The sequence below is a fragment of the Leptospiraceae bacterium genome (assembly GCA_024233835.1).
Taxonomy (GTDB): Bacteria; Spirochaetota; Leptospiria; order Leptospirales; family Leptospiraceae; genus JACKPC01.
Map to the genome: position 1 here is coordinate 1363811 of JACKPC010000001.1, position 26647 is coordinate 1390457.

A 26647-nucleotide genomic window follows, 5' to 3' on the forward strand; every position below is an offset into this window, starting at 1 on the left:
ATGAGTCAGACGTTAATAAAAATTGCACAAAAGTTAAAAACAAACAACAAAAAAGTGCAGCTCATCTATGCTTTTAACGGCACGGGGAAAACACGCCTTTCGCGGGAATTTAAGCAGTTAATCGCTCCTACAAGTGATGGTGATGAAGCAGAACTTTCACCGAGAAAAATCCTGTATTATAATGCTTTTACAGAAGACCTATTTTATTGGGACAACGATTTAAGACAGGATACAGAACCCAAATTAAAGATTCAGCCAAATTCCTTTACCGATTGGATACTGAAAGATCAGGGACAAGATCGAAATATTATTACAAACTTCCAACGTTATACAAATGATAAACTAACACCTCTTTTTATTGATGACTTTACTGCGGTGAGTTTTTCTCTTGAACGCGGAGATGATGCAAGTTCAGGAAATCTAAAAATCTCCAAAGGAGAAGAAAGCGTCTTTATCTGGAGTGTTTTTTTTACCTTACTCGAACAGGTCATTAGTATTTTAAATGTTGCCGAACCCATTGAACGGGAGACAGATCAGTTCAATCAATTGGAATACATTTTTGTTGATGATCCTGTAAGCTCTTTAGATGAAAACCATTTGATTGAATTGGCGGTACAATTAGGAGCTTTGATTACATCCAGTAGCTCAACTTTAAAGTTTATAATCACGACTCATAATCCGCTTTTCTATAATGTATTATTCAATGAGCTAAAGACGAAAGGGTGTTATATGCTATTAAAAAATGAGGATGGAACGTTTCAGTTAGATGAAAAACATGGGGATTCAAATAAGAGTTTTTCTTATCACTTATATTTAAAACAGACCATCGAGGAAGCCATTGAAGGAAATAAAATTCAAAGATACCATTTTATGTTATTACGTAATTTATATGAAAAAACAGCAAGCTTTCTTGGCTACCCCAGATGGTCTGAATTATTGCCGGGTGACAAGCAAGCTTATTTAAATCGCATCATTCAGTTTACCAGCCATCGCACCTTATCGAATGAAGAAGTTGCCGAACCAAGCGAACCGGAAAAGCAAACCGTTAAGTTTTTACTAAATAATTTAATTAGTAACTATGGCTTTTGGCAGCAAGGAGAAAATAATGGTTAAATCCACAAAGCCCATCGTAGAATCAAAAAACTTTATCGTCTTAGACAAATACACAAGTGAATGGCAGGTCAATCAAAGCTACCAGAGTGAAAGTGATTTAGAAAGGGAGCTGCTCGAAGATCTAAAAAATCAGGGCTATGAAATTCTAACAGAAATAAACTCTACCGAAAAAATGCTGGCAAATGTACGGAAACAACTACAAAACTTAAATCATGTTCAATTTTCAGAAAGTGAATGGTCACGCTTTGTAGAACAATATTTAGATAAGCCGAGCGATACCATAGTCGAAAAAACCCGAAAAATTCATGATGACTATATTTATGACTTTGTCTTCGATGATGGCCATATCGAAAACATTTATCTTATAGATAAAAAAAACATCTTACGCAATCACTGCCAGGTGATAAACCAGTTCGAACAAACCGGAATGCAGACAAATCGCTATGACGTCACGATCCTAATTAATGGATTGCCACTGGTGCAAATTGAGCTAAAAAAACGTGGTGTTGCCATTCGGGAAGCCTTCAACCAGGTACACCGTTACAGCAAAGAGAGCTTTAACAGCGAACATTCATTATATAAGTATTTACAAATATTTATAATTTCTAATGGTACAGATACTCGCTATTTTGCGAATACAACCAAGCGCGATAAAAACAGTTTTGATTTTACCATGAATTGGGCAAAGGCTGATAATACATTAATTAAAGACTTAAAAGACTTTACAGCCACGTTTTTTCAAAAAAACACTTTATTGAATGTCCTCATCCAGTATTCGGTATTTGATGTAAACAATACCCTACTTGTTATGCGTCCCTACCAAATTGCAGCTACCGAGCGTATATTATGGAAGATCAAAAGTTCCTACCAGGCTAAAAACTGGAGTAAGACAGAAAGTGGTGGCTTTATCTGGCATACCACAGGCTCAGGAAAAACCCTAACCAGTTTTAAAGCAGCACGGTTAGCTACAGAATTAGATTTTATTGATAAAGTGTTCTTTGTCGTTGATCGTAAAGACCTCGATTACCAGACGATGAAAGAATACCAGCGTTTTTCACCGGATAGTGTGAATGGTTCGGAAAGTACCGCAGGATTAAAACGTAATCTGGAAAAAGAAGACAATAAAATCATTGTTACCACGATTCAAAAACTCAACAACTTAATGAAAAGTGAAAATGATTTACCTATTTATCAGAAACAAGTTGTGTTTATATTTGATGAAGCACACCGTAGCCAATTTGGTGAAGCACAAAAAAATCTAAAGAAAAAGTTCAAAAAGTACTACCAATTTGGCTTTACCGGTACGCCGATTTTTCCACAAAATGCCTTGGGTGCCGATACCACTGCCAGTGTATTTGGTAGAGAACTACATTCTTACGTCATCACCGATGCCATTCGGGATGAAAAAGTATTGAAGTTTAAAGTGGACTATAATGATGTGCGCCCAAAGTTCAAAACGATTGAAACAGAACAAGATGAGAAGAAGCTAAGTGCTGCCGAAAACAAACAAGCATTTTTGCACCCCGAACGTATTCGTGAGATTTCTCGATACATATTAAATCACTTCAAACAAAAAACACACCGACTCCACACGGGTAGCAAAGGTTTTAATGCGATGTTTGCGGTGAGTAGTGTGGATGCAGCCAAGTCATACTATGAAGCTTTTAAAAAATCCCAAAAGGAAGCTGAAAGAAATAAACCTCTCATCATTGCTACAATCTTTTCCTTTGTTGCCAATGAAGAACAGGATGCCGTCGGAGAAATATCCGATGAAAGCTTTGAAGTCTCGGCTATGGAAAGCAGTGCAAAAGAATTTTTACGTGCAGCAATTGACGATTATAACACAGCATTCAAAACCAATTTTACTGTAGATAGCAATGGCTTTCAAAACTATTATCGCGACCTTGCGAAGCGTGTTAAAAATATGGAAGTAGATCTGCTGATTGTTGTAGGAATGTTTTTAACAGGCTTTGATGCCCCCACATTGAATACATTATTTGTGGATAAAAACCTACGTTACCACGGCTTAATACAAGCCTATTCCCGTACCAATCGAATTTATGATGCAACAAAGACCTTTGGAAATATCGTTACCTTTCGGGATTTGGAAAAAGCTACAATTGATGCAATTACTTTATTTGGTGATAAAAATACGAAAAATATTGTATTAGAAAAAAGCTATAAAGAATATATGGAAGGTTTTACTGATTTGGTAACCGGAGAAGCTCGTCGTGGTTATTTGGAAGTAGTATCAGAACTGCAAAGACGTTTTCCAAAACCTGATGAGATCATTAAAGAACAGGATAAAAAAGACTTTGTAAAATTATTCGGTGAATATTTGCGCGTTGAAAATGTATTACAAAACTACGATGAATTTGCCGGACTAAAAGCCCTGCAAAATGTAGATATGGATGATCCGGAAGCTGTTGAAGAATTTAAAGCTAAATATTATTTGAACGATGAAGACTTAAATACGATGCAAACGATAGAGGTACCGGCAGAAAGAACGATCCAAGATTATCGTTCCGTTTATAACGATACTCGCGATTGGTTACGTCGCCAAAGAGCCGGAGACGAAAAAGAACCTTCGAGCATTGATTGGGATGATGTGGTTTTTGAAGTGGACTTGCTTAAATCCCAAGAAATCAATCTTGATTACATTCTGGAATTAATTTTTGAACATAACAAGAAAAACAAAAATAAAGCGGAGTTAATTGAAGAAGTTCGTCGTTTGATTCGAGCCAGTTTAGGTAATCGGGCTAAAGAAAGTTTAATTGTTGATTTTATAAATCAAACAAACCTGGATGAAATTATAGATAAGGCAAGTATTATTGAAGCTTTCTTTTCCTTTGCACAGGCAGAACAAAAACGGGAAGCGGATGAGCTTATTCGTTCAGAAAATCTAAATGAAGATGCGGCTAAACGTTATATCCTAACATCATTGAAAAGAGAATATGCCAGCGAACATGGAACCGAGCTAAACTCCACTCTCCCCAAGATGAGTCCACTCAATCCCCAATACAAAACCAAAAAGCAAAATGTTTTTAAGAAAATATCCGATTTTGTAGAAAAGTTTAAGGGTGTAGGTGGCAAATTATGAAGCACTATATTGATATTGAGAGATTGCTGTGAAAAAGAAAAAAGTTCCGAATCCACATGGAAAGTTGGGTAGTCCAAAGCATCGAGAAAAAGTGAATGAAGTGGCAAAAGATATAGAAAAAAGAGGCTTTCTTGCAAGGCTAGAATATTTCATCCAATTAGTTAGTGGTAAAAAAAGGTATGTGGATGTAGCAGCTCTCGATTATAATCTGGATGAAAAAGAGTTTCACCAAATTGGAAAGCAAACTAAATCTGGGATACCAGTTAAAAGAGAAAGAGATGCAATAGAGGAAGTATACCAAGCAAAAGGAATTAAACCTCAATTTCATCCTTATAACAAGGAATAAACAATGAAAGGAAAACAAATAAACTTTTTCTTGACTCCGGAAGATGTAAAAGAATTGGATAAATATTTATCTGAAAATGAATTCGTGATTATTCCCCAGCCATTGTACAAAAATAAAATAGAGCTTATAGATTCGCTCCTATATTCTCCAGACAATGGAGAGAAAATACGTCCTGAAAAATATATAGTTTCTAAAAATGATTTGGAAAATATAGAGTTATCATACATTGATACACATAGGTATCATTTGATTGGATTGAATGATAAAAATCCTGCAATCGAATTCACATATATATCAAAAGCTCCGGAAGATAAAAAAATAAAAAGAGGCAGACTTTATTATACAGATGTATTTTATGATAATAGTGAACTGAGAAAAAAAAACGAACGTTTTACTGAATCAGCAAAAAATCTTTTTACATGGTTTAAAAAAATGTTTAATGATACAACTTTATCCGGTTATAAAGGGTATCAAATTTCCGCAAAAGCGGCGGAATGGAAGAAAAGCACAGGTGGAATATTAGAAATTTAAAATAATAGGGAATATATATACAGGAATACAGAAATGGCTTATAAAGACTTATATTACCAATTATTAAAAAAAGAGAATTTAGAAATTCTAAAAAACATTTTTGAAAAAGAAGATATTTTAAAATTTCTTAAAGTAAAAAAAGTTGAGTTACTTACACAAAATGAAATGCCATATATACTTTTTACCAGTGATTTCGACTACTATCATGCTGCTCAATATTTTGGTCTAATAATTGATATTAGAAATATTATTAAGGATTATGAACAAGAAAACTTTTATTTACCGGTTATAAGCTTTTCTGACAGTCACCCGGAAGTTATTCAAAACTTAATAAACCAAGAAATTTCGATCCAACATGAACTAATTCATATTAAAGATTTTTTTAATATCTTAGATAAAAATCCAGATTATACTGGAGACTTAATGAGATATGGTCTTTTCTTCGAAGTAAAGAATGAGGATCTTGAAAAATCTATTGATTTTGAAGTAAGAAAATTATTTTTAATTGAACCTAATGGATTAACCCATGATTATAATAATAATGAACGTTTGATATATGATCAGTTTATGGGACGATTGATGAAATATTCATGCAGCACTTTAGAAGAATATCTGCAAATGAAAATGCTTACTTATATAGATGAGATTAAATCGTTATTCAAGAATAAATTTAAAAATGAAAATGAAAGAATAGAAACTGAATTTGAAAAAAGTATAAACAAGTATGGAACAGGAATCTTTAATGATAATCCATATCAAAATTATAAATCTCTTAAAGAAGGATATTCTTCAAAGTTATTAAGTTACACTATATCTTCGATGAAAGAAGATAGTCATGGAAGATGAGCTACAATTTGGTATGGCTACCATTGAGCCTTCGGAATTGAAGATATGCAGGAATATGAAGAATACGGAGAAGTGCTTATCAATTATTGATACCTGAACCCACCCAGGCCGCCTTTTTATACCTCTTCTATAAATTTGACATTGGTCTTAAGACCCTCAATTTCAGCTTTTCTTTTTTCTGTAAAGCGGCATAATTGACCATTATGCAGATCGCCAATCCTATCTATGATGTAGCATTTCGCTATCTGATGGGAGACGAAAGAAAAGGGAGAGTTTTACAATGGATATTTTTACTTTAATTTTATTTGTTTGGAGTATCACACTGGCCGTTTATTTCATTGTTGTTGGCTCTGTTGGTTTAATTACAGAGAAGTTCGACTCTAAAAATAGAAAAATCGCTGTTTTGGAGGAAAGAATCAGGAATTTGGAAGTAAACCTAAAGAATAAATGATTAGCAATAAGAAATTATATATTCTAATAGGAGCACTTTATCTTTCATTGGGTCTGGCCTTATTACAGACATTTGGAAACTTAAAAGATTATATCCAACTGATCGTTTTCATCTTAAACGTACTTGCAAGTATTTTTGCAATTATTGATTTTTTAACAAGAAAAAAGTAGGTGATAGTGGGGCTTTACTCGGCCTTCGGGCTGGTTGATTTTAATGGAGGAATCATCGGAGACTGAGTAGCGAAGCCGGAGAGCCGGAGGAAGGGAACTTGATACCTACATTCCAAATCTACTTGACTCATAAAAACCAGAGGTTGAAATGAGTTCTATTATGATAAAGTTTCCCTACGGTATCATGGACTTTGATAAAATTATTACAGAAGCTTATTTCTATCAGGATAGGACAGCCTTTATAGAGAAATGCGAAAACTCGAACAGCACCCTTTTCTGTGTTCGACCAAGGCGTATGGGAAAAACTCTCTGGCTCGATACCCTGGCCAGTTATTACGATATTCTCAAAAAAAACCGTTTTGAGGACTTGTTCGGAAATCTTTATATTGGGAAGCACCCAACGCCCAGGCGAAACTCTTATCTTATCCTGAGGCTTGATTTTTCGAAGATACAACCGGGCAAAACAGTAGAAGAGATTGAGAGTAGTTTTAATGATTATATTTACAGAACAATTAAGAAGTTTTCAGAAGATTACAGAGATTTTATTGAATCAGATAAATTAGATCTATATAAAGATAGCTGCACTGGCTCTCTCGATAGTTTATGTAATTACGTCGAATCATCCGGCCACAAGTTGTATGTTCTAATAGATGAGTATGATAATTTTACCAACGAACTTATCAGCACCAATAGGTCGAAAGACTATTCGGATCTGGTTACAGGGGATGGCTTTCTAAAATCCTTCTTCAAAGTTCTGAAAGCCGGAAACATAGGTGCCATTGACAGAACCTTTGTGACAGGAGTTACTCCTATCACTCTAACCGATCTTTCCAGTGCCTATAATATTGCTACCCACATCACTTTTAAAGAAGAGTTTAATTCCTTGATGGGTTTTACGGAAGAGGAAGTGGAAGCCATGCTCGAAAGGGCCTTAGAAGAAATTGGCCTGATAGCTAAAAAAGAAGAAATTCTTTCTCAGATGAGATACTATTATGATGGCTATATTTTTCATGAGGAAAGCGAAGAGCATATTTATAACCCGACCCTGACCTTGTTCTATCTTCAGGCTCTATTAAAAGAACGTAAAATTCCTAAAAAGTTTTTTGATAAGAACCTTGATATGGACATCAATAAGTTGGAGCACATTACAAAGCTAAGCTCCGTGCATGACAAAGTATTTGCTCTTTTAGAAAATGAAGAAAAGGTAAGCATTTCACATATAGTCGAAGAATTTAAACTGAAAGAACTCCTTACTATGGACGAACAGGCGGATAACTTTCTCTGGTCGTATTTGTTTTATCATGGCATCTTAACCTTTGCTGGAACAGATGCTTTTAATATTCTTCTGAAAATTCCTAATATTGTTTCTCGCCGTTTTTATTATGATAGAATTCGTGCAGCCTGCTTTCCTCCAAAGCTGGATGCCAACCAGATTCACAAATCTTTCTTCATAGATCTAAATCTTTCTGACTTACAAACCTTTTTAGAAAAAACGGTACTGCCGTATCTATCCAACCGTGACTACATTCAGGCCAATGAACTTTCTATGAAAATAATGTTTCTCTCTCTCATGATGCGGGAAGACCTGTATATCATAGACAGCGAAAAGGAAATCTTACGTGGCTATTGTGACCTTTTCTACCTGGGTCGCGGAGATACTCGAAAGAAATATGGTTTGAAAGATATATTAATCGAGTTCAAGTTTATTAAACTATCAGAATTGGAAGTCACACAGAAAGAAATAAAAGAACTTTCTTATGAAGAACTGGAAAACCTTCCTCTAATTCAGGCAAAACTGAAAGAAGCTAATGAACAACTATCCATCTACAAAGAACGTTTGGAGAATAGATTTCTTAACCATAATCCCTTTTTTAAAGATATGAGTGATTTTGAAATACACCCCTTAAGTATTGTGTTTATTGGTTTTGACAGGGTAGTAGTGAAATAAAGGAAACTAATATCCTATTCTTTCTTTGTCAAGAAGATTCATTATAATGTTAAAAAAAGCCAATGCTGTTACTTTATAATTGCTTTAGAAACATGAAAAGAATTGTAAGGTGATATTTATCTTTAAAAGAGCTTTTAATATTCTCATATTGATCTATGGTCACATCACGGTTCATAAGAGCGTCCATTAATTTACTTCGATAAAGAGTAAAAGAATCATCCCCGTTTTTTTTGATAATTATTTCTTAATTCTAATAAACTAACTTCTCTAATTTTTTTAAATTGTATGATGACAGTGCCAGCAATTCCTTCTCGAAAATTGTCCATCATACTACTAAAATATATGTATGTGCTTTTTTTAACAAGCTCTTTTTAGTAAATAAGTACCTACCCATTTTAATTTTCGATTAGAACCGAATCTCTCTCGCTTCTTAAAAAAGTGATATAGAGAACTTAGAGGATGACTCATATCTTTCGGATGACCGCTGATAGTAATAAAATAATAGTCTTGTAATCCTTTAATAGGATAAAAATCGAAAGGTTTTATCAAAAGCTTTCCGAACATTCCGAACAGTATTTTCTTAGACTGCTTATTCAACTCAGCAAGGAAGACACTGTTACAATCAGTACTGGCCTGAATCGTTCTACCTCTTTTTAAGAAAATAAATTCGGTTGCATTATCATCATGGTCTTGAAAGTTTTCTGCCAGTATGGGTAAGTTGTAATAACTTGCTGCCTCATAAGTTCCTATGGCAGCAACAGTGGAATCCTTACTGGCTAAAAGAACTCCTTCCGAAGTAGAGCTTAGCGGAACGATTTTTGGTTTTTTATTTAAGTTCGAATATAGTTTCTTTATACTATTCTCACATTGTGCCAGTGCTTTGGGATGAGAGCAAATGCTCTGAATGTTTTCAATTTTAGAGCGACTGATCAGGTTGTGTTTGATTTTTAGTTCAACTCTATCAAAGATAACAATATCTTTATTTTTTAGTATAGCTTTAATCGAGTCATCCACATAACCTTCATGATTATTTCGAAGCGGGATAATGGCTATATCAGCCAGTCCTTTTTTAAGTTGCAAACAACTGAGGTGCTGGCTTAAAAACTCATATTGACTATCCGGATATCGATTCAAACCGGCTATATGGGTATTGCTAAAAGCAGGGCCAAGGCAATTAATCTTTTTCATCTCATTCTCCTTAATAATAAGTCTATATTACAGGCAGTTCAAAATGTTTGCAGCAAGGATTTTGAAGCAAAAAGATGAAATAGAAAACATTCTATAATTTGTAAATAATCAGGTAGTTTTTTGATAAATTACTTATGAATCTTCGTATTCGCTAAAAAAAACAGGAAGAAATTTCCTTGACTACCGGTTTAAGCCGGTAATCAGGGAGCGGATACATCCTACTCTGTTATTTTTGTGATAAAACGATAGTAATCTTTTTTACCCCTATCAATAGGATCACTACTTCCAAAGGCCTTAGCGAAATCAATCATCTGGCTTTCCGCAATTCCCATAATATAGGTTGTAGTTTCAAAGCTCTCGATATTCACTATACTTTCACAATTAAGACCTTCAAAGAATTTCACATAAATAAGCCTGTCCTCCTTATCCATTTTTACTAAAACACCATCACCACTCTGACCATCGTTATTGAAGTAAATGTCTTGAGAGAACATTTGTCCGAAATTAAAATCACCCATATTCCAGTGATCATATTCTCCTCCGATGTATACGTTGCCGGAAGCATCCACATGGATCTGGTTTCCCATCCAGAGACTAAACCTGTCTGGAATAATTTCCTTTGACCAGAGATACTGCATTTCGCTTGTAATAGGGGAATACGCCTGTATCTTAGTGGTAATGGTACCGGTATCGGGAAAGGGGCTTGCGTTCCCAAAGTCCAATCCCGGATATACGAGTCCGTTTGTATCTCCTAACAGATACAAAACTCCGGCGGGGCTTACCGCCATTTTCTGATAACGCAGGGCTCCCTTAAAAACTTTTACATCACCTAATGAATCATCCGGATTAATACGCAAAAGAAAATAGTCTTCACCATCGCTTGTCTGTCGGATAGCCGAGGAACCAAATGCAGAACCAAAGTCTACTTTATCTGTAGTCCCGGTATCATTAAATGATCCCAGAACATAAATATTTCCGAAGGCATCTGTAGCCATATCTTTGCAGAGAACCTCCGTATTGCCCGTGCCTATTTTAAAAGATTTATAGTAACTTTCTCCATTAAACTTACTAATCAGTATCTGCTGCTTATAAGAAGAAAAAGACTCACTTGTGGAATCAAAATCCTGTCTCGGATTATAATTCCCCCAAAAATTTGTACAGGCATATACAAAATTGGTATTATTCCTTCTTACAGCGGAAACAATATCCAACTCTTTGTTGTCATCCTTTTCCTGCATCAGCTTTGTCCAGTGGTAGGAACCATCAGGGCCAATCTTTGTAATGAAGGCAGATTGGAAATAGGAAGAGCGACTATCGGTGCCTCCAAAATCTGCACGAAAGTTTATATCTCCATTGAAATAAGCAAAGAGGAGAATATTACCTCCTGAGTCAGTGATAATTTTTCTAACAAAGTTTCTACCGCTTCCACCGATTCTTCTAAGCCAGCCAAAGCTTCCATCCTTATTTATTTTTTGCAGGTAGATGTCTCCGTCAAAGCCAAGGGATTGCTTCCAGACTTCCCCTCCCCAGGCCTTAGCAAAATTATGTTTGCCGTAGAAAGAACCTGCTACATAAAGATTACCCTCAGTGTCTATAGCTGAAATCAGATTACCGACAGCGGGGAGCTGGCTTTTTGTAAATTGATAAATAGAGGTACTTGTATCCCCACCTGTTGTATTTCCGTCTGTTGTATTTCCGTCTGTTGTATCCCCGTCTGTTGTATCCCCGTCTGTTGTATCCCCGTCTGTTGTATCCCCGTCTGTTGTATTATCTCCATTCGGAATCGGAATTTCCTCAGGGATAGAAGTAGTATCTGTTTTGGGTACCCTTATAGAAGTAATGGCTTTTTTATCTGTGTTATCTCTGGCAAGAAGCGTAAGCCATTCTCCTTCGAGTATATAATTCACATCGGCTCTGTCAATTCCCTTTCCTGAGATAAGAATCTTATCTTCTGAAACAGTTTCTGCTTCCTGAATGGTTTTTGGCTGCGTAGATGTCCTTATGAGTATTTTATAAATATCTTCATTCGGGGTAATATCATCTTTGACTATTGGAAACTTTACTTTTCCTGAATTTATACCGGTAGAAGTATATTCCAGATTTCCGTTAAACTCGGGTGCTTTTGTATCTACAGGATTTTGGCTTCCGTTGCAAGCGGGCGACTTCAGAATAATACAAAAACCAGAGATATTCGAAGTAAAACTATCTTCCTTTTTCTGATTGCAAGTAAGCAAAAAAAGAAAGAGGTTTATAAAAACAAGTATATTTTTCATGACTTTTTCTCCTTCATAAAATTCAAAAGCCTGTGGGGACAAATTCCCCACAAGGCGAGTAAGTTAGTACTGAACCGTTGCATAGCTTCTGTTTCCGGCACTCCAGGTCACATCAACGTGATTCATGGCCCGCAAGAGTTCCGAGGCTTTGTAGTAAACCCCATAACCCTTGTAATTAGTTTTTCCATTTTCTGTGTAAGTCTCCCAGGAACTTGGGTCTAAGACTACATAATACTTCACTCCATCAAGTTCCGTCTTGTTTGCAATGACAACGTAATGATTTCCCTCAAAGGAGTAATATCGTTTCGTAATGGGAAAGGTCGTATCACTTGTGTCCTTACTCAATTCTACCGTCTGGATGAGTGCCATAACCACACGGTTATTGTCTATTTCAGCATCAATGTCAGTTTCAAGAATATTTGAAGTTTTAGTCCTTCGAGAATAGACGGAACTACCCACATAATTATTCATTATGGAATCTATATGAGTCCAGGTTAAATAACCGGTGGCATTGGACTTGCTTATGATGTAGTTTCGAATATCAGCTACCGAAACATTCTCGCAAGCCCCAAGGATGGCACAGGCCATTTTAGATGCACTGGCACCGCAGTTTGCATTCTGATAGGTTCCAGTATAAGCCTGACCGAAATAGATGTTTTTCTGAGATACATCAATTTGTTTACCTGAATCGTCCACCATTTTACCGCTGTAAACTCCTTCCGGGATTAAGCTGTAAAGATTGGCAATTCCTGAATTGTTGTTGTAGAAACCAAGATGGGTTCCTGTATCAGGAGTCGCAAAAAAGGTAGATTTAAAGGTATATTGTTTAGTAACAATTTCCTTAATTTTATAATTCCCTTCTTTTGTGGAAATAAGTTTCGATGGGAATGTGCTATTGTTCTCCTTATCGGGTGCATAAGAAGAGAGACTCGAAGTAATGGGTAGGTAACTTTCGAGAGTGTATCCCACCACCTGATTGATTAGAGGTGTAATAAGCGGAGGGTGAGTTATAGAAGTGACCAGCACTCCTCCCTGCATCAGTTCTTCTTCGCTCGATGGCTTAAAATCTTCAGGTAGATAACCTCTGGAAAGGGAAACTACATTGAGTCTCATACCTTTTGTTCCATCCACAGTGGCTCCTGCCGGAACAGCACCGCTGCTAATAAAAGACAGAAACCCGCTATTCCCAAGGTAATTTAAAACCCCCAGATGCACTGGCCCTGAAAAGGAACCCAGATCATACGAACAATCGTGTATATAATCTATACTCTGTAAAGATAAGCCTGGAATCTCGTAATTTCCCGGAATGCTGCCTGTCAGCTCGCAAGAAAACTTCTTATTGAGACTTCCATCGTAAGATTGAAATCTTATACTCTTGGAAGATTTCAAATAACTTCCGTTCTTAATTTGAAGCTTCCCTCTGGAAGGAATCGATCCATTTGACACGGTACTAATAGTCTGAAGAATCGTTCCTGAACTAAGAGCGGCTTGTATCGCTGCGGCATTCGAAATCTCCTTTTCGTCGGCAAAGAGGCTTCGACCTCTCTGGCTACGAGGAACCGGTCTTTCAGAATACTCCTCCATTTTTGGAACATTCAGGAGTGTGAAGACTGAGCTTTTCTCAGGCTCCTTACCCTTTGAGCAGAAGGAGAGAAAGATGATAAATAAAAATAAAAAAGTTGTTTTCATTATCTTACTCCAAATTTTAATTAGAACAAGTTTCATTGTTCTGCTACTTAGATTATCATACCGGTATGTAAAGGATAGTAGAAAGGAATCAGGAAAGAGCAAATTCTTACTGAATTGATAATTTAGCGAAAAAGTTCGATTTTTTTTATAATTTATAATGCAGTTCGACAGGAACTATTTATCTACGGAGAAAAAGATGGAAGAATATTTTTTGGAAAAAGATACAGGCCTAACTGTAAAGTTTTTAAGTACAGAAGAAAATAAAGAAATCAAACTCCTGTATGTATATTATTGGACTTACCACCATGTTAGACAACTACAAAAGAATTCCATTGTTCTTTCTCCAAAGAATACAGTAGACGATTCTAAAACACCTTCAGAGATGAAGGAATGTCATTTTCTGGTATTAATCGATTTTATGAATTACGATTTACTTATAGGTAACTCAGACACTCCTATATCAAAAGGAAGTAAACAAATTTTATTCAAACAGAATATGGCTAAGTGGATATTCGAAAGCGAAGGCAAGGTAATAGAAGTTCCTGAAACGAATAGACTGCATAGGGAACTGAATAAGAAAGGAGAAGAGAGAAAATCGGCAATCATTGAATTTTTATCTTTATGCTTACTTAATAAAGAGAAAAGTAAGCACATAGAATTTTATGGTATGGATGAACTGAAATCCCTTCAATCCTTTTCTCTTCCCGAATTAAAATCAAGGATAAACTCAGATCGAAAAAAAGCTCTTGTAGAAGCTATATCTTTATTAGGAGATGAAACATTTACAAACAAAACTATAGATTTTATCAGTAAGTTTATAAAGCTTATTCAGAATATTAAAATAAAAAAACATGTCGAAGAATTGATAGAGAAAGATATAGAAAGCGGCTTATTTGGCAGTGAAATCAAAGATGTGAAAAGCTTTGCAGGTAAATTCGGCATAGAAGAAAAAACATTCAAAGCCTATTTTAAAACGAACAGCATAAGCCTTGAGTTTATATCCAAATTAAAAGAAGTATATCCCATTATTGATTTAAATAAATATATAATTCCGAAAACGAAAGGATTTTCCTTTTATTCTGATGGCCCTTTTGTTACAGTCATTAATTTTCCTGATGAATCGGATAGAGAATTAAACCTCGGTCTGGAATGGAATACGGTTTCTTACTTCAAAGAAAAGGAGCCTAAAAAAGATTCGAATCCTTTCTTGAGAGAATTAGAAGGGAGAAAAGGTAGATATTACTTTTCTAATATATTTCCATCCGGACTCCACCGACCGGAAAGAACAGGGGAAGATAAGGAAAGAAATTCTATTTTTAAAGACAAGTCTTTGATGAATGAAGAAATTTATACTCTCGCTTCATTTTTGCACTTTGCCTTTGGAATGGTAGGAGATAGAATTTATTCCTTGGATGAGAAATTAGAGATCATGAAAAATGCAAATGATTACTTTAATACCCAGGCATCTGAGTTTAAGCAATTGAATGAGATTGAAAGAAAACAAATAGAAGCAGAAATAGAATTAAAAAAGGAACGTTTTATTCATTTTTTAGACACAAGTAAAAAAGAAGATTCTCATTTCTATGGCTATGCCACTATAAGGCTTTTAGATGATGATTATATCGTTTCTACAGAACCCTATCGTGGTTTACGAATTGAAAGAAACAATTACAGGTATAATACATTAAAAGAGAAATTTGAAAACAAAAAGAATATGATTGAAGGAAAACATTTTCTCAGAGTAATGATGCAGACCTTAGAAGAATGGAAAGCAAATTCCAAAAACATGGATAATCTGAAAGCTATCAAACTATTTATAAATAAACTGAATCCTAACGAAGAGTATATTAAAGCTTGCAGGAATAACTTATCCGAAGATATATAACTGATATTGCTCAAAAAACAACAACCGAAATATCATTTTAGAATGTTTATAAGGCCAATCCTGAGAATACAATATCTTTCCAACCTGTTTTATGTGACTCTTTTGTTTGGTGTCCGTAAAAGACAAAAGAAGTTCCAAAAAATTGAGATGTTTCTTTTATAGAACGAAGAGAGACTATACTCTTCCTGAAAGGTATTTTTAGAAAATCTTTAGATACTCGCAGAGAAAAAGAATAAAAACTTAGATACCGGGAATCACTTCGCTTATTGCCCAGCATAGAAAAAAGATATATATGACAGTCCTTTTTCTCCCAGTCTTCCGGCAGAGTATATTCAGCCTGACCGGATGTACTTAGAACTTCTGTATAAATAGCTTTATGTCGAGTCTGGTTAAAGATACAGATAATCGTCTTCTGTTCTATAGCTACCTCTTCCTCCACTTTCCAGGAAAGAAAAATGGTTCTTCCTTTTGTCTGTAAGCGTAGGTCGGAAAGTTTTTCCAGGCTTCCCTCACTTACTTGAAGAGAACTGTAATCGAGACATTCGAGACCGTTAAGGAGTTTTAAGTGTTGCAGGTTTAAACTGTTGAACCGGCCTTTTCTTCGGCTACCATCTTTATCAGAAAAACCTAAGTGAATAATCTCTTTAAAAGCTTTTACTGTTTTTTGAAAGCGACCGAACCTTGTTTCATTCTTTGTTTGCGCCGGAGTAGTAGGAGCCTTTCGCCGCATAATCTTTCGTCTGACATAAGTTTTACCTTTACGCCTGTAAAACGTTACCGTATCAATACTGCCCCTTATGCCAGAAAAAATTGTGTTTTCAAATAAAGCCATGTTTTTCTCCTTTTTTGTTTGGCTTCGGCTCGATTCTCTCGCTCAGCCGGCAGCGACTCCTGAGCGTGCTTCGATGCACTTCGTTTACTCAGCAACCGGATGTGCCAATACTTCGGCGCTGGCTGAGCGAATGAAATGAGCCGAAGCCTGAGCCGAAGGACAGCAACCGGATGAGCTGAAGGAAAAGTCGAAGATAGGAGTTTCTAAAGTCGAAGGAATGAGTAGGCATTCTAAATAGAAGAAGCGAAGCGAGAGGTGGCTAAGGTAGAGTGAGTATTATTATCTATTCTTGCCAAAAAAAGGGGTGAGAATCTCTCACCCCATCTGATAGAATGGTATTTTAGTAGTTTCTTTTCACTTTGATTTCAGTATCGCTTACACTGACTGCATTAATCGGAGGATCTGTATTCAGGCGGATTTTCAAGCGATTGTCGCCTATCTTTAACCAACTTCTGGAGATAGTGATGCTTATAATGCTTCCCCCTGAATATGTTCCGGAGGTGATGCCGTTTCCCGTAGTGTTATCATAGACAGTATACCAGCCCGGGTTTGTAAGACCCGCTCCATTTGTTTTGCTTATCGTAACAACAAGGTTTCCACTTGCATTGATTACCGAAACAGCTTTGAAAACGTTGCTATCATAAGGCCAGGTTGTCATACTTCCGTAGCTTGTAGAGCCTGAGATAATCTCCAAAGCAGACTGTTGCACGCAGGAGTTTCCTGATTGGATGTATCCGCTATTGCAGCCTATCACCGTGCAGGTGCCCCAATAACTTCCTTGCCAATATTGTTTCCCGGCTCCGTTTGAGATCGAGCAGCTCTTCTCATTCAGAATGCAGGAATCATTTTCCTTGTGGTAATTGTAGTAGCAACTTGTGGGAGAACAAACCGAAGACCAGCTTCCCCAGTACCTATCATTACCACAGGTTCTTGTTTGTGAACCACTCCCATTTGCTATCGAACAGGATTGGCTTTCCTGCTGACCCGGAGTGCAGATCCCATCCTGAGTGCAGACTCCATTTTCAGGGTGGTAACCGCTATTGCAGTTGGTGATACAGGATGAGAAATTACCCCATTGCCCATTTGAGGCACAGGTTCTTGATTTCGTGGAAGTACCATTTAAGAGGTAGCCACAACTCTGGGTATCTACCTGCCCGGGTGAGCAGGCTGCGTCCTGAATGCAAACTCCATTTTCAGGGTGGTAACCACTGTTGCAGTTGGTGATACAGGTTGAGAAATTACCCCATTGCCCATTTGAGGCACAGGTTCTTGACTTTGTGGAAGTACCATTTAAGAGGTAGCCACAACTCTGGGTATCTACCTGCCCGGGTGAGCAGGCTGCGTCCAAAATGCAGATATCATTTTCAAGGTGGTAGCCGGTGTTGCAATTTGGTGCACAGGGAGTGAGTATCCAAATTCCGCTTGTATTGCAGTTCTGGGTTTTTATCATCATGCCATTCGAAATTGGCTCTTCACAGATAAGAGTTTTCGATTCTCCCGGCTTACAGGGTCCGGGAGGTGTCGTTCCATCACCTGTATCTATGGGTTCTACCGTCAGGTTGAATAGAGATGAGTTAAAAATGCCGGTTTCTCTATCTCTGAGGTAGAGTTTCCAGTCATTGGCGGGATTAAGATTATTAGGAACATCAAAACTTGCTTTTCCATTGTTCGAAAGATCTACTTCGTGCCTATAAAAATTTTTATTAGGAACATCACCCTTCTCTGAATCTCTCTTCAGGCTAATTATTACGGAATTAATGTTTCCTATGGTATTATAGCTAAGGTTGATTTTTGCCCCTAACTTTACCGAAAGAGTTGTAGTTTCAATTCCGTAAAAGGAGCGGTAGCTTCCGTTTCGGCTAATAAGACCAATTTTGTCGGGGTCGATGTAGTATTTTTCTATAGAAGCTTTGTCTGCATAGCCCCAGGCCTCATAGTTAAGTGTTGTCTGGATTTTGAAGTGAAGATGAACACCATACTTGAAAGATATTCGGCTACCTGTTGAACCCATTCTACCGAGAACATCTTGATGACTTACGTTAACACCTACCTTGATTCTCGGATTAAGCTCAGAGAGGTGCCAGTAGACAAAATAAAGATTTTTCTTTTTCTCTTCGCTGTAGCTTTCCACTACTACAAGGTTACCGAGACCATTATTGCAACCGGTTTGCGCCCCTTCTTTACAGGAGGAATAGGTTTTGACCACCTTCCCATTGGAAGAAGAGAAGACTTCAGGGTAGACATTTGAATTTACTCGGAAAGAGTCTCTACCATCGTGGTAGGTTTTGTTTCCCCTGTAATCGTTTAGAAAACCGTTTTCGTTACCGTCATAGTCAGTAGATTTATACTCACCCTCCCGAAGAGGCTGGTAGAACTCGTCTATCGCTTTGTTGCCGTCATCGAAGACAACCTGAAAACCGCTTTGACTAAGAAGGTTCCTTTCCAGACTTTCCATCTTACCATTTTCATCGAGCTTGAACCTTAAAAGACCGAGGTCATATCCGTCTTTTTTCACAAGGTAGATGTTTTCGCCGGTCATGGCTTTCAAGTTTATTTTTTTGGTATTGCTGCTATTGGCAAGTGTGTTTGGAAGAACTCTTTTTGGGTTTACCGGGTTCACCGTTTGTAATTCCGGAGTAATTATTTGGTTATTTATGTAGAAGCTTGCTGTTTTAGTGAAAGTTTGTTCTCCCTTTGGAGGTGGAGGTTCGGGATTCGTACCGGGTCCATCCGGAGTATTTGTACCTGTAGCTTTTCCCGTATCTGAAGTTACTTTTGCGAAGAGTAATTCGAAGAAACCATCCTCTTTTTCATCAGCACAATGGCTGTTGAAAACAATAAGAAGAAGCATTGCTGCTGTGGTGAGGGTCTTTGTTATTTGACGTTTCATTTGCTTTTTCTCCTTTACAGGCTTGATAAAGCAAACTTACCATAGTTAATTTCGAAAGTCAACATTAACTTATAGCTAATCACATTCTTATATGTAGATTAATTAATAATTAATATTTTATAAATCATTAATTAACAATCAGAATGGATTTGAGTAACTTCTTTCTAAGATTTCCCGGGTTTCAGATGAAAGTCCTGATAGAAAACTTTTTACATTCCCTTTTTTATTTATAAGGCAGTTTCTCAGGACTTCTATGCATTCAAGAGAATTGCTGGAATTAAGAAAGACAATGTCTTTTTTTTCCGTAAAAAGCTTTAAGATTTCATTGTATCTCTTTTCATTTCTTTCTACCCGAAAGTAACGATTGGTTTCCGTACAAATGATGTGGTCATGATTCACAAGCCTTGTTATTGGAAAGCCGTAAAAGAAGTTATCGGGTTGATTGGAATGGCTGCTATCTAAAAAATAAAGTTCTCTTTTATTCCCCGTTTTGAAATAATCCATCATTCTCTTCAAAATCCGAATTTTGGTGTTTTCTGAGTAAAACCTTTCGGCAAACCTTCCGAAACCGAATTGCAACAGACTTACTACCGTATAGAATTCCCAGTTGCGTAAATCAGGGTTTTTTCTTAAAACTTCCTGTCTTTCCTCGTCTATACTGTCTTTTTTGTTATTCTTGACCTTTACTTCCCGGTGCAAGCCTGAAGGAAAAGAATTGCTGATGTAGACTCTACCTTCCACTTCTTCCATTTTATGAAAGAATTTGTTTATATCCATACCATTACTCAGTTCTTCTTTGATATAGCGTACTTCACCGGGTATAAAGGGAGTAAACCAATCATTATTGATTGTATTTCTCAACACGATTTCAGACATGTGCGGATTTTGTAGAGCGGGTTTGACCTGGAGTTCATCGTTTGAGAGAAGCCAGTTCAGATCAATTGTGTAGATTTCTTTTAGCTTGACAAGAAAGTCGAATGTAGGTAAAGCCGCATGTTCCACGTTCAATATTTGGCTTACCTGGGCTGTAGTTTTTCCCATCTGTTCGGCAAATTGTTTTTGACTTATGTTTTTATTGTCCAGTATGGTTCTCAATTTCTGAACAAAACTTTTTTTTAAAACCGACTTTACAGATTTTTTTCCATCCTTTTCCATAGTTTTCTTATACCTGTCTTGTTTTCAGATTGTCAATGATTTAAAAAGCGGGGGCTATGCCGGTGAGTCATTCAAAAGAAATTATCATTCCGAATTGTGATTATACAGAGGAAGAATATGAGAAAATTAAAAATCGTGTTAAACTCGATAGGGACACCTACAGGGACTTTCGGGATAACTTGCAATTTTTTTGGGAGAGTTATGAACTTGCCAGAGGTTCGGCGGTTTTAGAAAACCGTGTACGTTTCTTTGGAGAAGGTCTGACAACGGCTCTTGTTTTTCGTTGTGAAGCCCTGATTGAAGGCACAGCCGAGTCTCATGTCAGGGTGATGAAATATGACATGGCAGAGAACATTGAAAAGGAAATTGAGAATTTTAAGAATACCGTTCATAAAGGAGAAGAAATTTATCCCGGTCTCGAAGTCATCATAAAGCTTCCCCGTAAAAAAGCGATTCTTCCCATGAAATCAGCAAACGATTCTTCAGGGGCGGATAGTTCCTACAGTGTGATTGAGTTTCTCTGGCAAAAATATAAGAGTGAGAGAAACCATCTCTTTCACAGGGGAAGCATGATTGCTGAAGCCATTGAACAGGTATACGAAGGTCTATTTCACACATTTTACCGGATTGAAACCGGGCTTCATTTTGTTGAAGGTAAAAGTCTGTATGAGTATTACTATCCCAAGGTTAATCTAAAAAAGTTAAACCCGAAGGCGGACGAACACAGGTCCTATTTTGAAGCCAGCTGTAAATATTTAGGGGAAGATGTTAGCATCTATGAAACCTTTTTAAACCCGGAGGTTTCCTACCGGCCTCTTGAAACAGGACATGCCATCCACGGGGACTTAAATCCTTTTAATATTTTACTCGCTGTGAAAAATAAGAAGACAGAAATTCGGCCCATGCTCATTGACTTTTTTGAAATTAAGTTTGTTTCAAAGGATGATTGGTGTCCCCTTTTGCATGACTTTGCCCGTCTCGAATCCCAGATTGTTTTTTATTACTTTCATTTTCTTTACGAAGAAGAGACAGACAAAACGGAAGCGTCCTTTCGACTGCTGTTAAGCGAGTTTGAAAAGCTGATGGTCTTGCTGAATTCAGGAGAATACCGGGCAATTCAGTCTTCTAAGCCGGAAAATCTAAACTCTGATGCTCTCAAGTATATTTTTAGAATCTTATATTCCTTGCGAAAGTTTGTTATAGAAAATTGTCCTGATGAAAATATAGAAGAATACTATGCAAACTATATCTATGCTGCCATGTCCTTCTCGTTTTTCTTTTTAAAGTTTACGAGTGAGAACGGCATGGAAATCAAAAGACATTTTGCTTTAAAGGCTGCTTTTGTACACAGGCGTACTTTAGAAAGCTTAAGTAATTTGAAATTTTTTACTCTCTTCCGGATGAGAAAAGTGGACAGACTTTCTATAGACGATTCGCTTTTGAGTTTTTTGGAAGAAGAAAAAGATACTTACCTTCCACCTGAAGATGAGATTGAAGCTATATTAGATTTTTTGAAGAAAAAAGAAAAACAGTTTTTAATTCTTGAAGGTGTGCCGGGGGTCGGAAAAACGTCTCTTTCCAAATATATGTCACTTTTCTTAAACGCAGAAATCCCGGAAAAGAGTTTAGAAGTCGATACGTTTTGTCTGCCTTTCTTCTTTGGAAGTGATAAAAATCTCTGTAATGAAAGAGAAATTTACCCTGTATTTTCGAGGAAGCTTTTAGAGGCCTTTCCTGTCAGGTTGCCTGAGGAACTGGAAAACTCTTTAGACGAATCGAAAAAGTTTTTCAAGATACTGAATCTTGTTTACCACGAACACCTGAAAGATAAGAGTCAGCTTATCTTCTGGTTTGATGCTATCAATGAATATGAGGGACTCGAACTCAAGAATGTGATTTCGAATATTTACCCTTCAGATGTCAGGCTGGTCGTGAGTACCCGTCCCGGTAACGAGAAGCTAAGAAAATTTTTAAAATCCACTAAGCATGAGTATATGGAGATAAAGCATTTCTCGGAAACCGAACTTATTCATTTCTTTGAAAGAAACGAAATGAACCTGGAGGAAGATGTATACAGGCTTATCTTTCAAAGAACAGGGGGCTTACAGGTTGCGGTAAAAGTAATCTATGAAATGCTTCTCGAAGAAGAGGGAAAACCCGCCAAGTTACATAAGGAAACTTTGAAGGAGGATTTACAAAACTTGCATGTAAGCGAGGACGACTACAGCGGTCTCTATGAGTTCTATTTGAAAATTAATGAGAATATCAGGGCTAAGTCTGGGGAAAAAGATATAGCGAAAAGGCTCCTTTTAACATTAAGTCTCGCCCATTCTCCCTTGAGTATTGAACAGCTTTATAGGATTAATCTTCATTCTCTCAAAGCAAAGCTTTCGGAATTTGAAGAGGATGCTCTCGACGAGTTAAGATCCGAGCTTCAAAAAATATCCGAAATTGTATTGAAGGATGAGAGTGGAAGATATCGTTTGTTTCATCCGACTTTTGAAGAGTTCCTGAGAGAGAAGTATAAGCAGAGCCTTGAAAAGGTTATCGAAGGCTTCTGTGCGTATTTACTATCCTATGCGGATTATCCCGAAGGGACTAAAGACTTCCTGTATTGTATACAATTTGGCGGTGTTCATCTCTACGAATGGGCTGAAAAATACGGAGAAAGATACAAAGAGGCCTTGCATACCTTATTTCTTTCGGTTCTTAACCTGGAGGAAGAACAGCATAAAATATGGAAGAAAATGCTCGGCGAATCCGGGTATTTTATTGTTTTACACCGGAACTGGAAAGAGGAATTCATATTTAAGAATCTTCTGAGTTCTTTAAAGACCCGGGGTTTATCTTCTCAGGCTAAATATCAATTTGCAGAATTATTGGGAAGTATGGGAAAGAGAGTTGAGGACTTTGGTTTTAAATCAAGCTGGTCTTTGTTCTATTTTGAAGACTCTCTGAATATTAGGAAAGAATTAATAGCCTTAGAACCCGATAGAACCGATTTCAAAAGAGACTATGCGAGTTCGCTCTTCTTTTTAAGCTTCCTTCTATACGAAGCCGGTGAGAATGAAAAAGGGACAATCAAGACAGAAGAAGCCCTTATGATAGCTGAATCGCTGTTGCAAAAGGAACCGGAACACATCAAGTCTGCTATACTTCTCTTCGGTTTTTATGTCCGGCTTTTTTCTCTCTCAAAAGAAAATGAGTTTTTAAGTAAAGCCTTACAAACCCTACAGCCTTTTTATGAAGCAGAAAGGCTTCCTCAGGAATTTTTAGAGCTTTATGAAACCTTGAAAAAAGAACTGGAAACTTGAAGAGATGCAAGTTATTGTCCGAGTCTAAAAAAGTTTCTGTCGGAACACAGGTAAATAAACTCAAAGAGTTCCAATAAATCCAAATTTTCCTGAGTGATTTCTCTTTCCGGGTAGAGAATAATATCCACCCCGGTTTCCTGTAAATCTTTTAGTACCTGCAAGGGGCTATTCTTAAAATAAGGATGGGCTGGTTCCCAATTCACACAGACAAGGCCTCCCTGATTCTGGATGTCCTGCACCCATTCTTCTTTGTTTAGAGGAATATCTGAATTTTTTAATATACTACTATATCTTAGTGCTGGCTCAGGGTTACTCAGCATAAAACTTTTGGAATGTAAAAGTTCTTTTTGTAAAATCATATCCTCTTGTTTCTCTGTATGCCTGCTATTGTACACTTCCCAGGCTTTTTTTACCGGAAGCCCGATAGTAATCGTTTTATCGGAATAGCTTAGCTTACTTTCCGGTAAATCCTCTGTGTTCAAAATCGAATATAGGTCTTTTTTGGGTACAAGGATATTCTCACCTGATTTCGTAAAAAACTCTTCCGCCTCTTTTTCCGAAGCCAAAAGACGTTCTGGAAAATCTTTCTCCCGAAAAAGTAAGTTTACCAGGAAAAACTTGAAGATGTATAGGGTCTGATATACTTTTCCATCCCGTATGGTCTCTGCCTCCCAGAGAATACGGTTTGAATGCAGGGTTTTTAGTTTGAAATCAATCAAATAACGCAGGCCCGGAAGTTCTTCCTGAACTTCTCGAATACAGGTATTTTTAATGGAATAATCATCGAGTTCTCTTTCATAGTGTCCGCTGATGATGTTATAGCGTTCGTATCTCCGGTTGTATTGCAGCAATAATTTGTCTCCTACAAACAAAAGAACCCCGGCACCAATGCTGATTCGATTTATCATGTTTTCCTCAATTTGTCGTTTCATGTTATTTCATTAAAAGGGGCTGTCTCAAAAGTCGTTTCGATACACCATCGGATATCGAACTGGAGTTGCCGATCCCTGAGTAGGTCAAAGACCGTATCGAAGAGCGGCAACCTATAGAAGACAGTCCCGTTTTCACTTACCTTTTTAAAACCTTCCTATTACTTTGAAAGGATATTTTGAGAACGTTTTTGAACCTTCACAAACGGAATTTGCGTCGGCTATGGTTTTTAACCTGTAGCACTTGGTTTGTCCGTCTGTTCCGGGGCGTAAGTAAGCATAGGGAAAAGAGCCGGCTCCGTACGAGTTAGTTGAAACATAGCTTCCTACTAATTCCGGATCGCTTGTGCTGTAGTAGCAGGAGGTTTCATAGACCTTAATGACTCCCGGACATTTCACCCCGGTACCATCGAGCTTTTTCAATTCTACCAGGACATGAAGCAGGTAATCATTTTCTGCTGTATAGTATCTTCCGGCGATAGTATTTTCTACTGACTCATAAGCATATACAGTCGAGTCTGATGTAACGCTGATGTCCTGACATTTATTTGATAGTGTATCATGAAATAAGCCGGACTGGCAGGAAGAGATTACACATTTTGTACCGCTTATCCAGCTCATACCGTCGGAAGAACAGGTATCGGTTCTATAGGCGGAGCTGGCGTATTTCGCAGAACAGCTTACCTGTTTTGTAGAGCCGGGAGTGCAAATCTTCTTTAACTGACAGCTTCCATTTACAATTTCACGTCCGCTATCACAGCTAAGTACCTGACAGGATGTCTGGCTGCTATAGGCACTGCCGGTGGAGTTACAGGTTTTTGTGTAGCTTCCGGTTCCGTAGGGAACATAACAGGAAAAACTTGTAGTAGAGTTCGGCGTGCAGACCCAGGGGTAGCAAAACCCTCCTGAAAGGTAATGTCCTGTATTACATGAATCTAATATACAATTTCCCCAGCTTCCATTAGACCAGCTCATGGTTCCTGTTCCGTTCGAGCCCGAACAGGCTTTTGTGTTCGGCAGACACTGGTTATTTTCTTCATGTGTGTTTAAGGGACAGACTAACTCGTTTTTAACACAGGTATTATTTGACTCGTGGCTATCCAGGGGACAGGTTATCGTAAACGAGCAGTTTGCTACATTAGAAATCTGACCGCTTGCATTTTTAACTGTGTAGGTAAACGATGTGGTGCCGGCAAAATTAGCCTGTGCGGTAAAGATTCCATTTGCCTGGTTATAGCTTCCCTTGAGTCCGGCTGTATTGACAGAAGCAATACTCAATCCGGAAGATGGTGTATCATTTGCTAATATATTCGTTGATACAGAGCTGTTATAGGCTATTGTGTAGGTATCATTATTTGCCACGGGTGGATTCGTTCCGGTTCCGGTTCCGGTTCCGGTTCCGGTTCCTGTTCCTGTTCCTGTTCCTGTTCCTGTTCCTGTTCCTGTTCCAGTTCCTGTGCCGGTTCCTGTGCCTGTTCCACCTTTTACCGGAGTTTCATCATACGATTCTCCTCCGACCGGTGGAATATAAGACGGAATTTTGATTGAAATAAAACTCAGGTTCTTACTCCGGTCTTCTGCAACAAGAGTAATGTAGTCTCCCGGCTTTAGCTTATCTAAAGGAACTTTTCCAAACATTTTCCCGGAGAGAATCGTATTCTTTTCTATAAGCGTCCTGAGTTCCTGTGTCGATTTGGGTTCATCGGAAGTTTTGAGTATTATCTCCCGAATGTCTTCTTTCTTTGTAAGATCATCCGTGACTTCCGGCACAGTAAGAATTCCGCTCGTGGCTGAATCTGCCTTGTAAGTCAAAACTCCAGCAAATTTAGGTGCTACTGTATCCGGCTTTGCACAGGGTCCCGTTTGAGACAGAACGCAAGAATGAATAAATGTATTTGCCAAATCTTCTTTCTTCTCTCCCGGACAGTTCAAAAAGAAGAAAGGAACTATCAATAAAACGATTGACTTTTTCATGGTCTTTTCTCCA

General features: G+C 37.5%; 17 protein-coding genes. 9 read left to right on the forward strand and 8 right to left on the reverse strand.

Annotated features, from left to right (window positions below):
* The 7 genes from H7A25_06260 to H7A25_06290 all read left to right on the forward strand — a co-directional run bounded on the left by H7A25_06260 (position 1) and on the right by H7A25_06290 (position 8505).
* Positions 1–1113, forward strand: a complete 1113-nt coding sequence (locus H7A25_06260; GenBank protein MCP5499487.1) for an AAA family ATPase — start codon at positions 1–3, stop codon at positions 1111–1113.
* Positions 1106–4213: a type I restriction endonuclease subunit R gene (locus H7A25_06265; protein ID MCP5499488.1), complete on the forward strand. Its 3108-nt coding sequence runs from the start codon at positions 1106–1108 to the stop codon at positions 4211–4213. The genes H7A25_06260 and H7A25_06265 overlap by 8 nt, the downstream gene beginning before the upstream one ends.
* Positions 4214–4241: 28 nt before the next feature.
* Positions 4242–4559, forward strand: a complete 318-nt coding sequence (locus H7A25_06270) for a hypothetical protein (protein MCP5499489.1) — start codon at positions 4242–4244, stop codon at positions 4557–4559.
* Positions 4560–4562: 3 nt separating this feature from the next.
* The gene (locus H7A25_06275; protein ID MCP5499490.1) at positions 4563–5090 is read left to right on the forward strand and encodes a hypothetical protein; all 528 of its coding nucleotides are present in this window, start codon (positions 4563–4565) and stop codon (positions 5088–5090) included.
* 33 nt (positions 5091–5123) lie between these two features.
* Positions 5124–5936, forward strand: a complete 813-nt coding sequence (locus tag H7A25_06280) for a hypothetical protein (protein ID MCP5499491.1) — start codon at positions 5124–5126, stop codon at positions 5934–5936.
* A 280-nt stretch (positions 5937–6216) separates the two neighbouring features.
* Positions 6217–6387, forward strand: coding sequence for a hypothetical protein (locus tag H7A25_06285; GenBank protein ID MCP5499492.1), 171 nt, complete (start codon positions 6217–6219; stop codon positions 6385–6387).
* A gap of 330 nt (positions 6388–6717) precedes the next feature.
* Positions 6718–8505 (forward strand): AAA family ATPase, encoded by a 1788-nt coding sequence (locus H7A25_06290; protein MCP5499493.1) that lies wholly within the window; start codon positions 6718–6720, stop codon positions 8503–8505.
* Positions 8506–8862: 357 nt separating this feature from the next.
* Here the strand turns inward: H7A25_06290 and H7A25_06295 are convergent, their stop codons facing one another.
* From H7A25_06295 to H7A25_06305, 3 genes are all read right to left on the reverse strand, one after another.
* Positions 8863–9693, reverse strand: coding sequence for a hypothetical protein (locus H7A25_06295; GenBank protein ID MCP5499494.1), 831 nt, complete (start codon positions 9691–9693; stop codon positions 8863–8865).
* A 218-nt stretch (positions 9694–9911) separates the two neighbouring features.
* On the reverse strand, positions 9912–11966 hold the full coding sequence (locus H7A25_06300; protein MCP5499495.1) for a hypothetical protein: 2055 nt from the start codon (positions 11964–11966) through the stop codon (positions 9912–9914).
* Between the two features lie 63 nt (positions 11967–12029).
* Positions 12030–13655, reverse strand: coding sequence for a hypothetical protein (locus H7A25_06305; protein MCP5499496.1), 1626 nt, complete (start codon positions 13653–13655; stop codon positions 12030–12032).
* A 196-nt stretch (positions 13656–13851) separates the two neighbouring features.
* Between H7A25_06305 and H7A25_06310 the strand changes: the two genes are divergently transcribed.
* The gene (locus H7A25_06310) at positions 13852–15540 is read left to right on the forward strand and encodes a hypothetical protein (GenBank protein MCP5499497.1); all 1689 of its coding nucleotides are present in this window, start codon (positions 13852–13854) and stop codon (positions 15538–15540) included.
* A 46-nt stretch (positions 15541–15586) separates the two neighbouring features.
* Here H7A25_06310 and H7A25_06315 read toward each other — a convergent pair whose 3' ends face one another.
* The 3 genes from H7A25_06315 to H7A25_06325 all read right to left on the reverse strand — a co-directional run bounded on the left by H7A25_06315 (position 15587) and on the right by H7A25_06325 (position 20417).
* Positions 15587–16372: a hypothetical protein gene (locus H7A25_06315; protein MCP5499498.1), complete on the reverse strand. Its 786-nt coding sequence runs from the start codon at positions 16370–16372 to the stop codon at positions 15587–15589.
* Between the two features lie 340 nt (positions 16373–16712).
* Positions 16713–19262, reverse strand: a complete 2550-nt coding sequence (locus H7A25_06320; protein MCP5499499.1) for a peptidoglycan DD-metalloendopeptidase family protein — start codon at positions 19260–19262, stop codon at positions 16713–16715.
* Positions 19263–19400: 138 nt separating this feature from the next.
* Complete coding sequence (locus H7A25_06325) at positions 19401–20417, reverse strand: helix-turn-helix transcriptional regulator (GenBank protein MCP5499500.1); 1017 nt, start codon at positions 20415–20417, stop codon at positions 19401–19403.
* A 56-nt stretch (positions 20418–20473) separates the two neighbouring features.
* Here H7A25_06325 and H7A25_06330 point away from each other — a divergent pair, with 56 nt between their 5' ends.
* Entirely contained in the window at positions 20474–23731 is a 3258-nt protein-coding gene (locus H7A25_06330; GenBank protein MCP5499501.1) for an NACHT domain-containing protein, read from the forward strand.
* Positions 23732–23742: 11 nt separating this feature from the next.
* On the opposite strand, the gene H7A25_06335 is transcribed toward H7A25_06330, so the two are convergent.
* Positions 23743–24663: a hypothetical protein gene (locus H7A25_06335; protein MCP5499502.1), complete on the reverse strand. Its 921-nt coding sequence runs from the start codon at positions 24661–24663 to the stop codon at positions 23743–23745.
* Between the two features lie 144 nt (positions 24664–24807).
* Positions 24808–26634: an Ig-like domain-containing protein gene (locus H7A25_06340; protein ID MCP5499503.1), complete on the reverse strand. Its 1827-nt coding sequence runs from the start codon at positions 26632–26634 to the stop codon at positions 24808–24810.
* Positions 26635–26647: the final 13 nt, after the last annotated feature.

Excerpts from the sequence above, each read along its gene's own strand:
- H7A25_06290 (MCP5499493.1), top strand. The coding sequence starts at position 6,718 with ATGATAAAGTTTCCCTACGGTATCATGGACTTTGATAAAATTATTACA.
- H7A25_06315 (MCP5499498.1), bottom strand. The coding sequence starts at position 16,372 with ATGGCTTTATTTGAAAACACAATTTTTTCTGGCATAAGGGGCAGTATT.
- H7A25_06260 (MCP5499487.1), top strand. The coding sequence starts at position 1 with ATGAGTCAGACGTTAATAAAAATTGCACAAAAGTTAAAAACAAACAAC.
- H7A25_06285 (MCP5499492.1), top strand. The coding sequence starts at position 6,217 with ATGGATATTTTTACTTTAATTTTATTTGTTTGGAGTATCACACTGGCC.
- H7A25_06305 (MCP5499496.1), bottom strand. The coding sequence starts at position 13,655 with ATGAAAACAACTTTTTTATTTTTATTTATCATCTTTCTCTCCTTCTGC.
- H7A25_06295 (MCP5499494.1), bottom strand. The coding sequence starts at position 9,693 with ATGAAAAAGATTAATTGCCTTGGCCCTGCTTTTAGCAATACCCATATA.
- H7A25_06310 (MCP5499497.1), top strand. The coding sequence starts at position 13,852 with ATGGAAGAATATTTTTTGGAAAAAGATACAGGCCTAACTGTAAAGTTT.
- H7A25_06275 (MCP5499490.1), top strand. The coding sequence starts at position 4,563 with ATGAAAGGAAAACAAATAAACTTTTTCTTGACTCCGGAAGATGTAAAA.
- H7A25_06325 (MCP5499500.1), bottom strand. The coding sequence starts at position 20,417 with ATGGAAAAGGATGGAAAAAAATCTGTAAAGTCGGTTTTAAAAAAAAGT.
- H7A25_06320 (MCP5499499.1), bottom strand. The coding sequence starts at position 19,262 with ATGAAACGTCAAATAACAAAGACCCTCACCACAGCAGCAATGCTTCTT.
- H7A25_06340 (MCP5499503.1), bottom strand. The coding sequence starts at position 26,634 with ATGAAAAAGTCAATCGTTTTATTGATAGTTCCTTTCTTCTTTTTGAAC.
- H7A25_06265 (MCP5499488.1), top strand. The coding sequence starts at position 1,106 with ATGGTTAAATCCACAAAGCCCATCGTAGAATCAAAAAACTTTATCGTC.
- H7A25_06330 (MCP5499501.1), top strand. The coding sequence starts at position 20,474 with ATGCCGGTGAGTCATTCAAAAGAAATTATCATTCCGAATTGTGATTAT.
- H7A25_06300 (MCP5499495.1), bottom strand. The coding sequence starts at position 11,966 with ATGAAAAATATACTTGTTTTTATAAACCTCTTTCTTTTTTTGCTTACT.
- H7A25_06335 (MCP5499502.1), bottom strand. The coding sequence starts at position 24,663 with ATGAAACGACAAATTGAGGAAAACATGATAAATCGAATCAGCATTGGT.
- H7A25_06280 (MCP5499491.1), top strand. The coding sequence starts at position 5,124 with ATGGCTTATAAAGACTTATATTACCAATTATTAAAAAAAGAGAATTTA.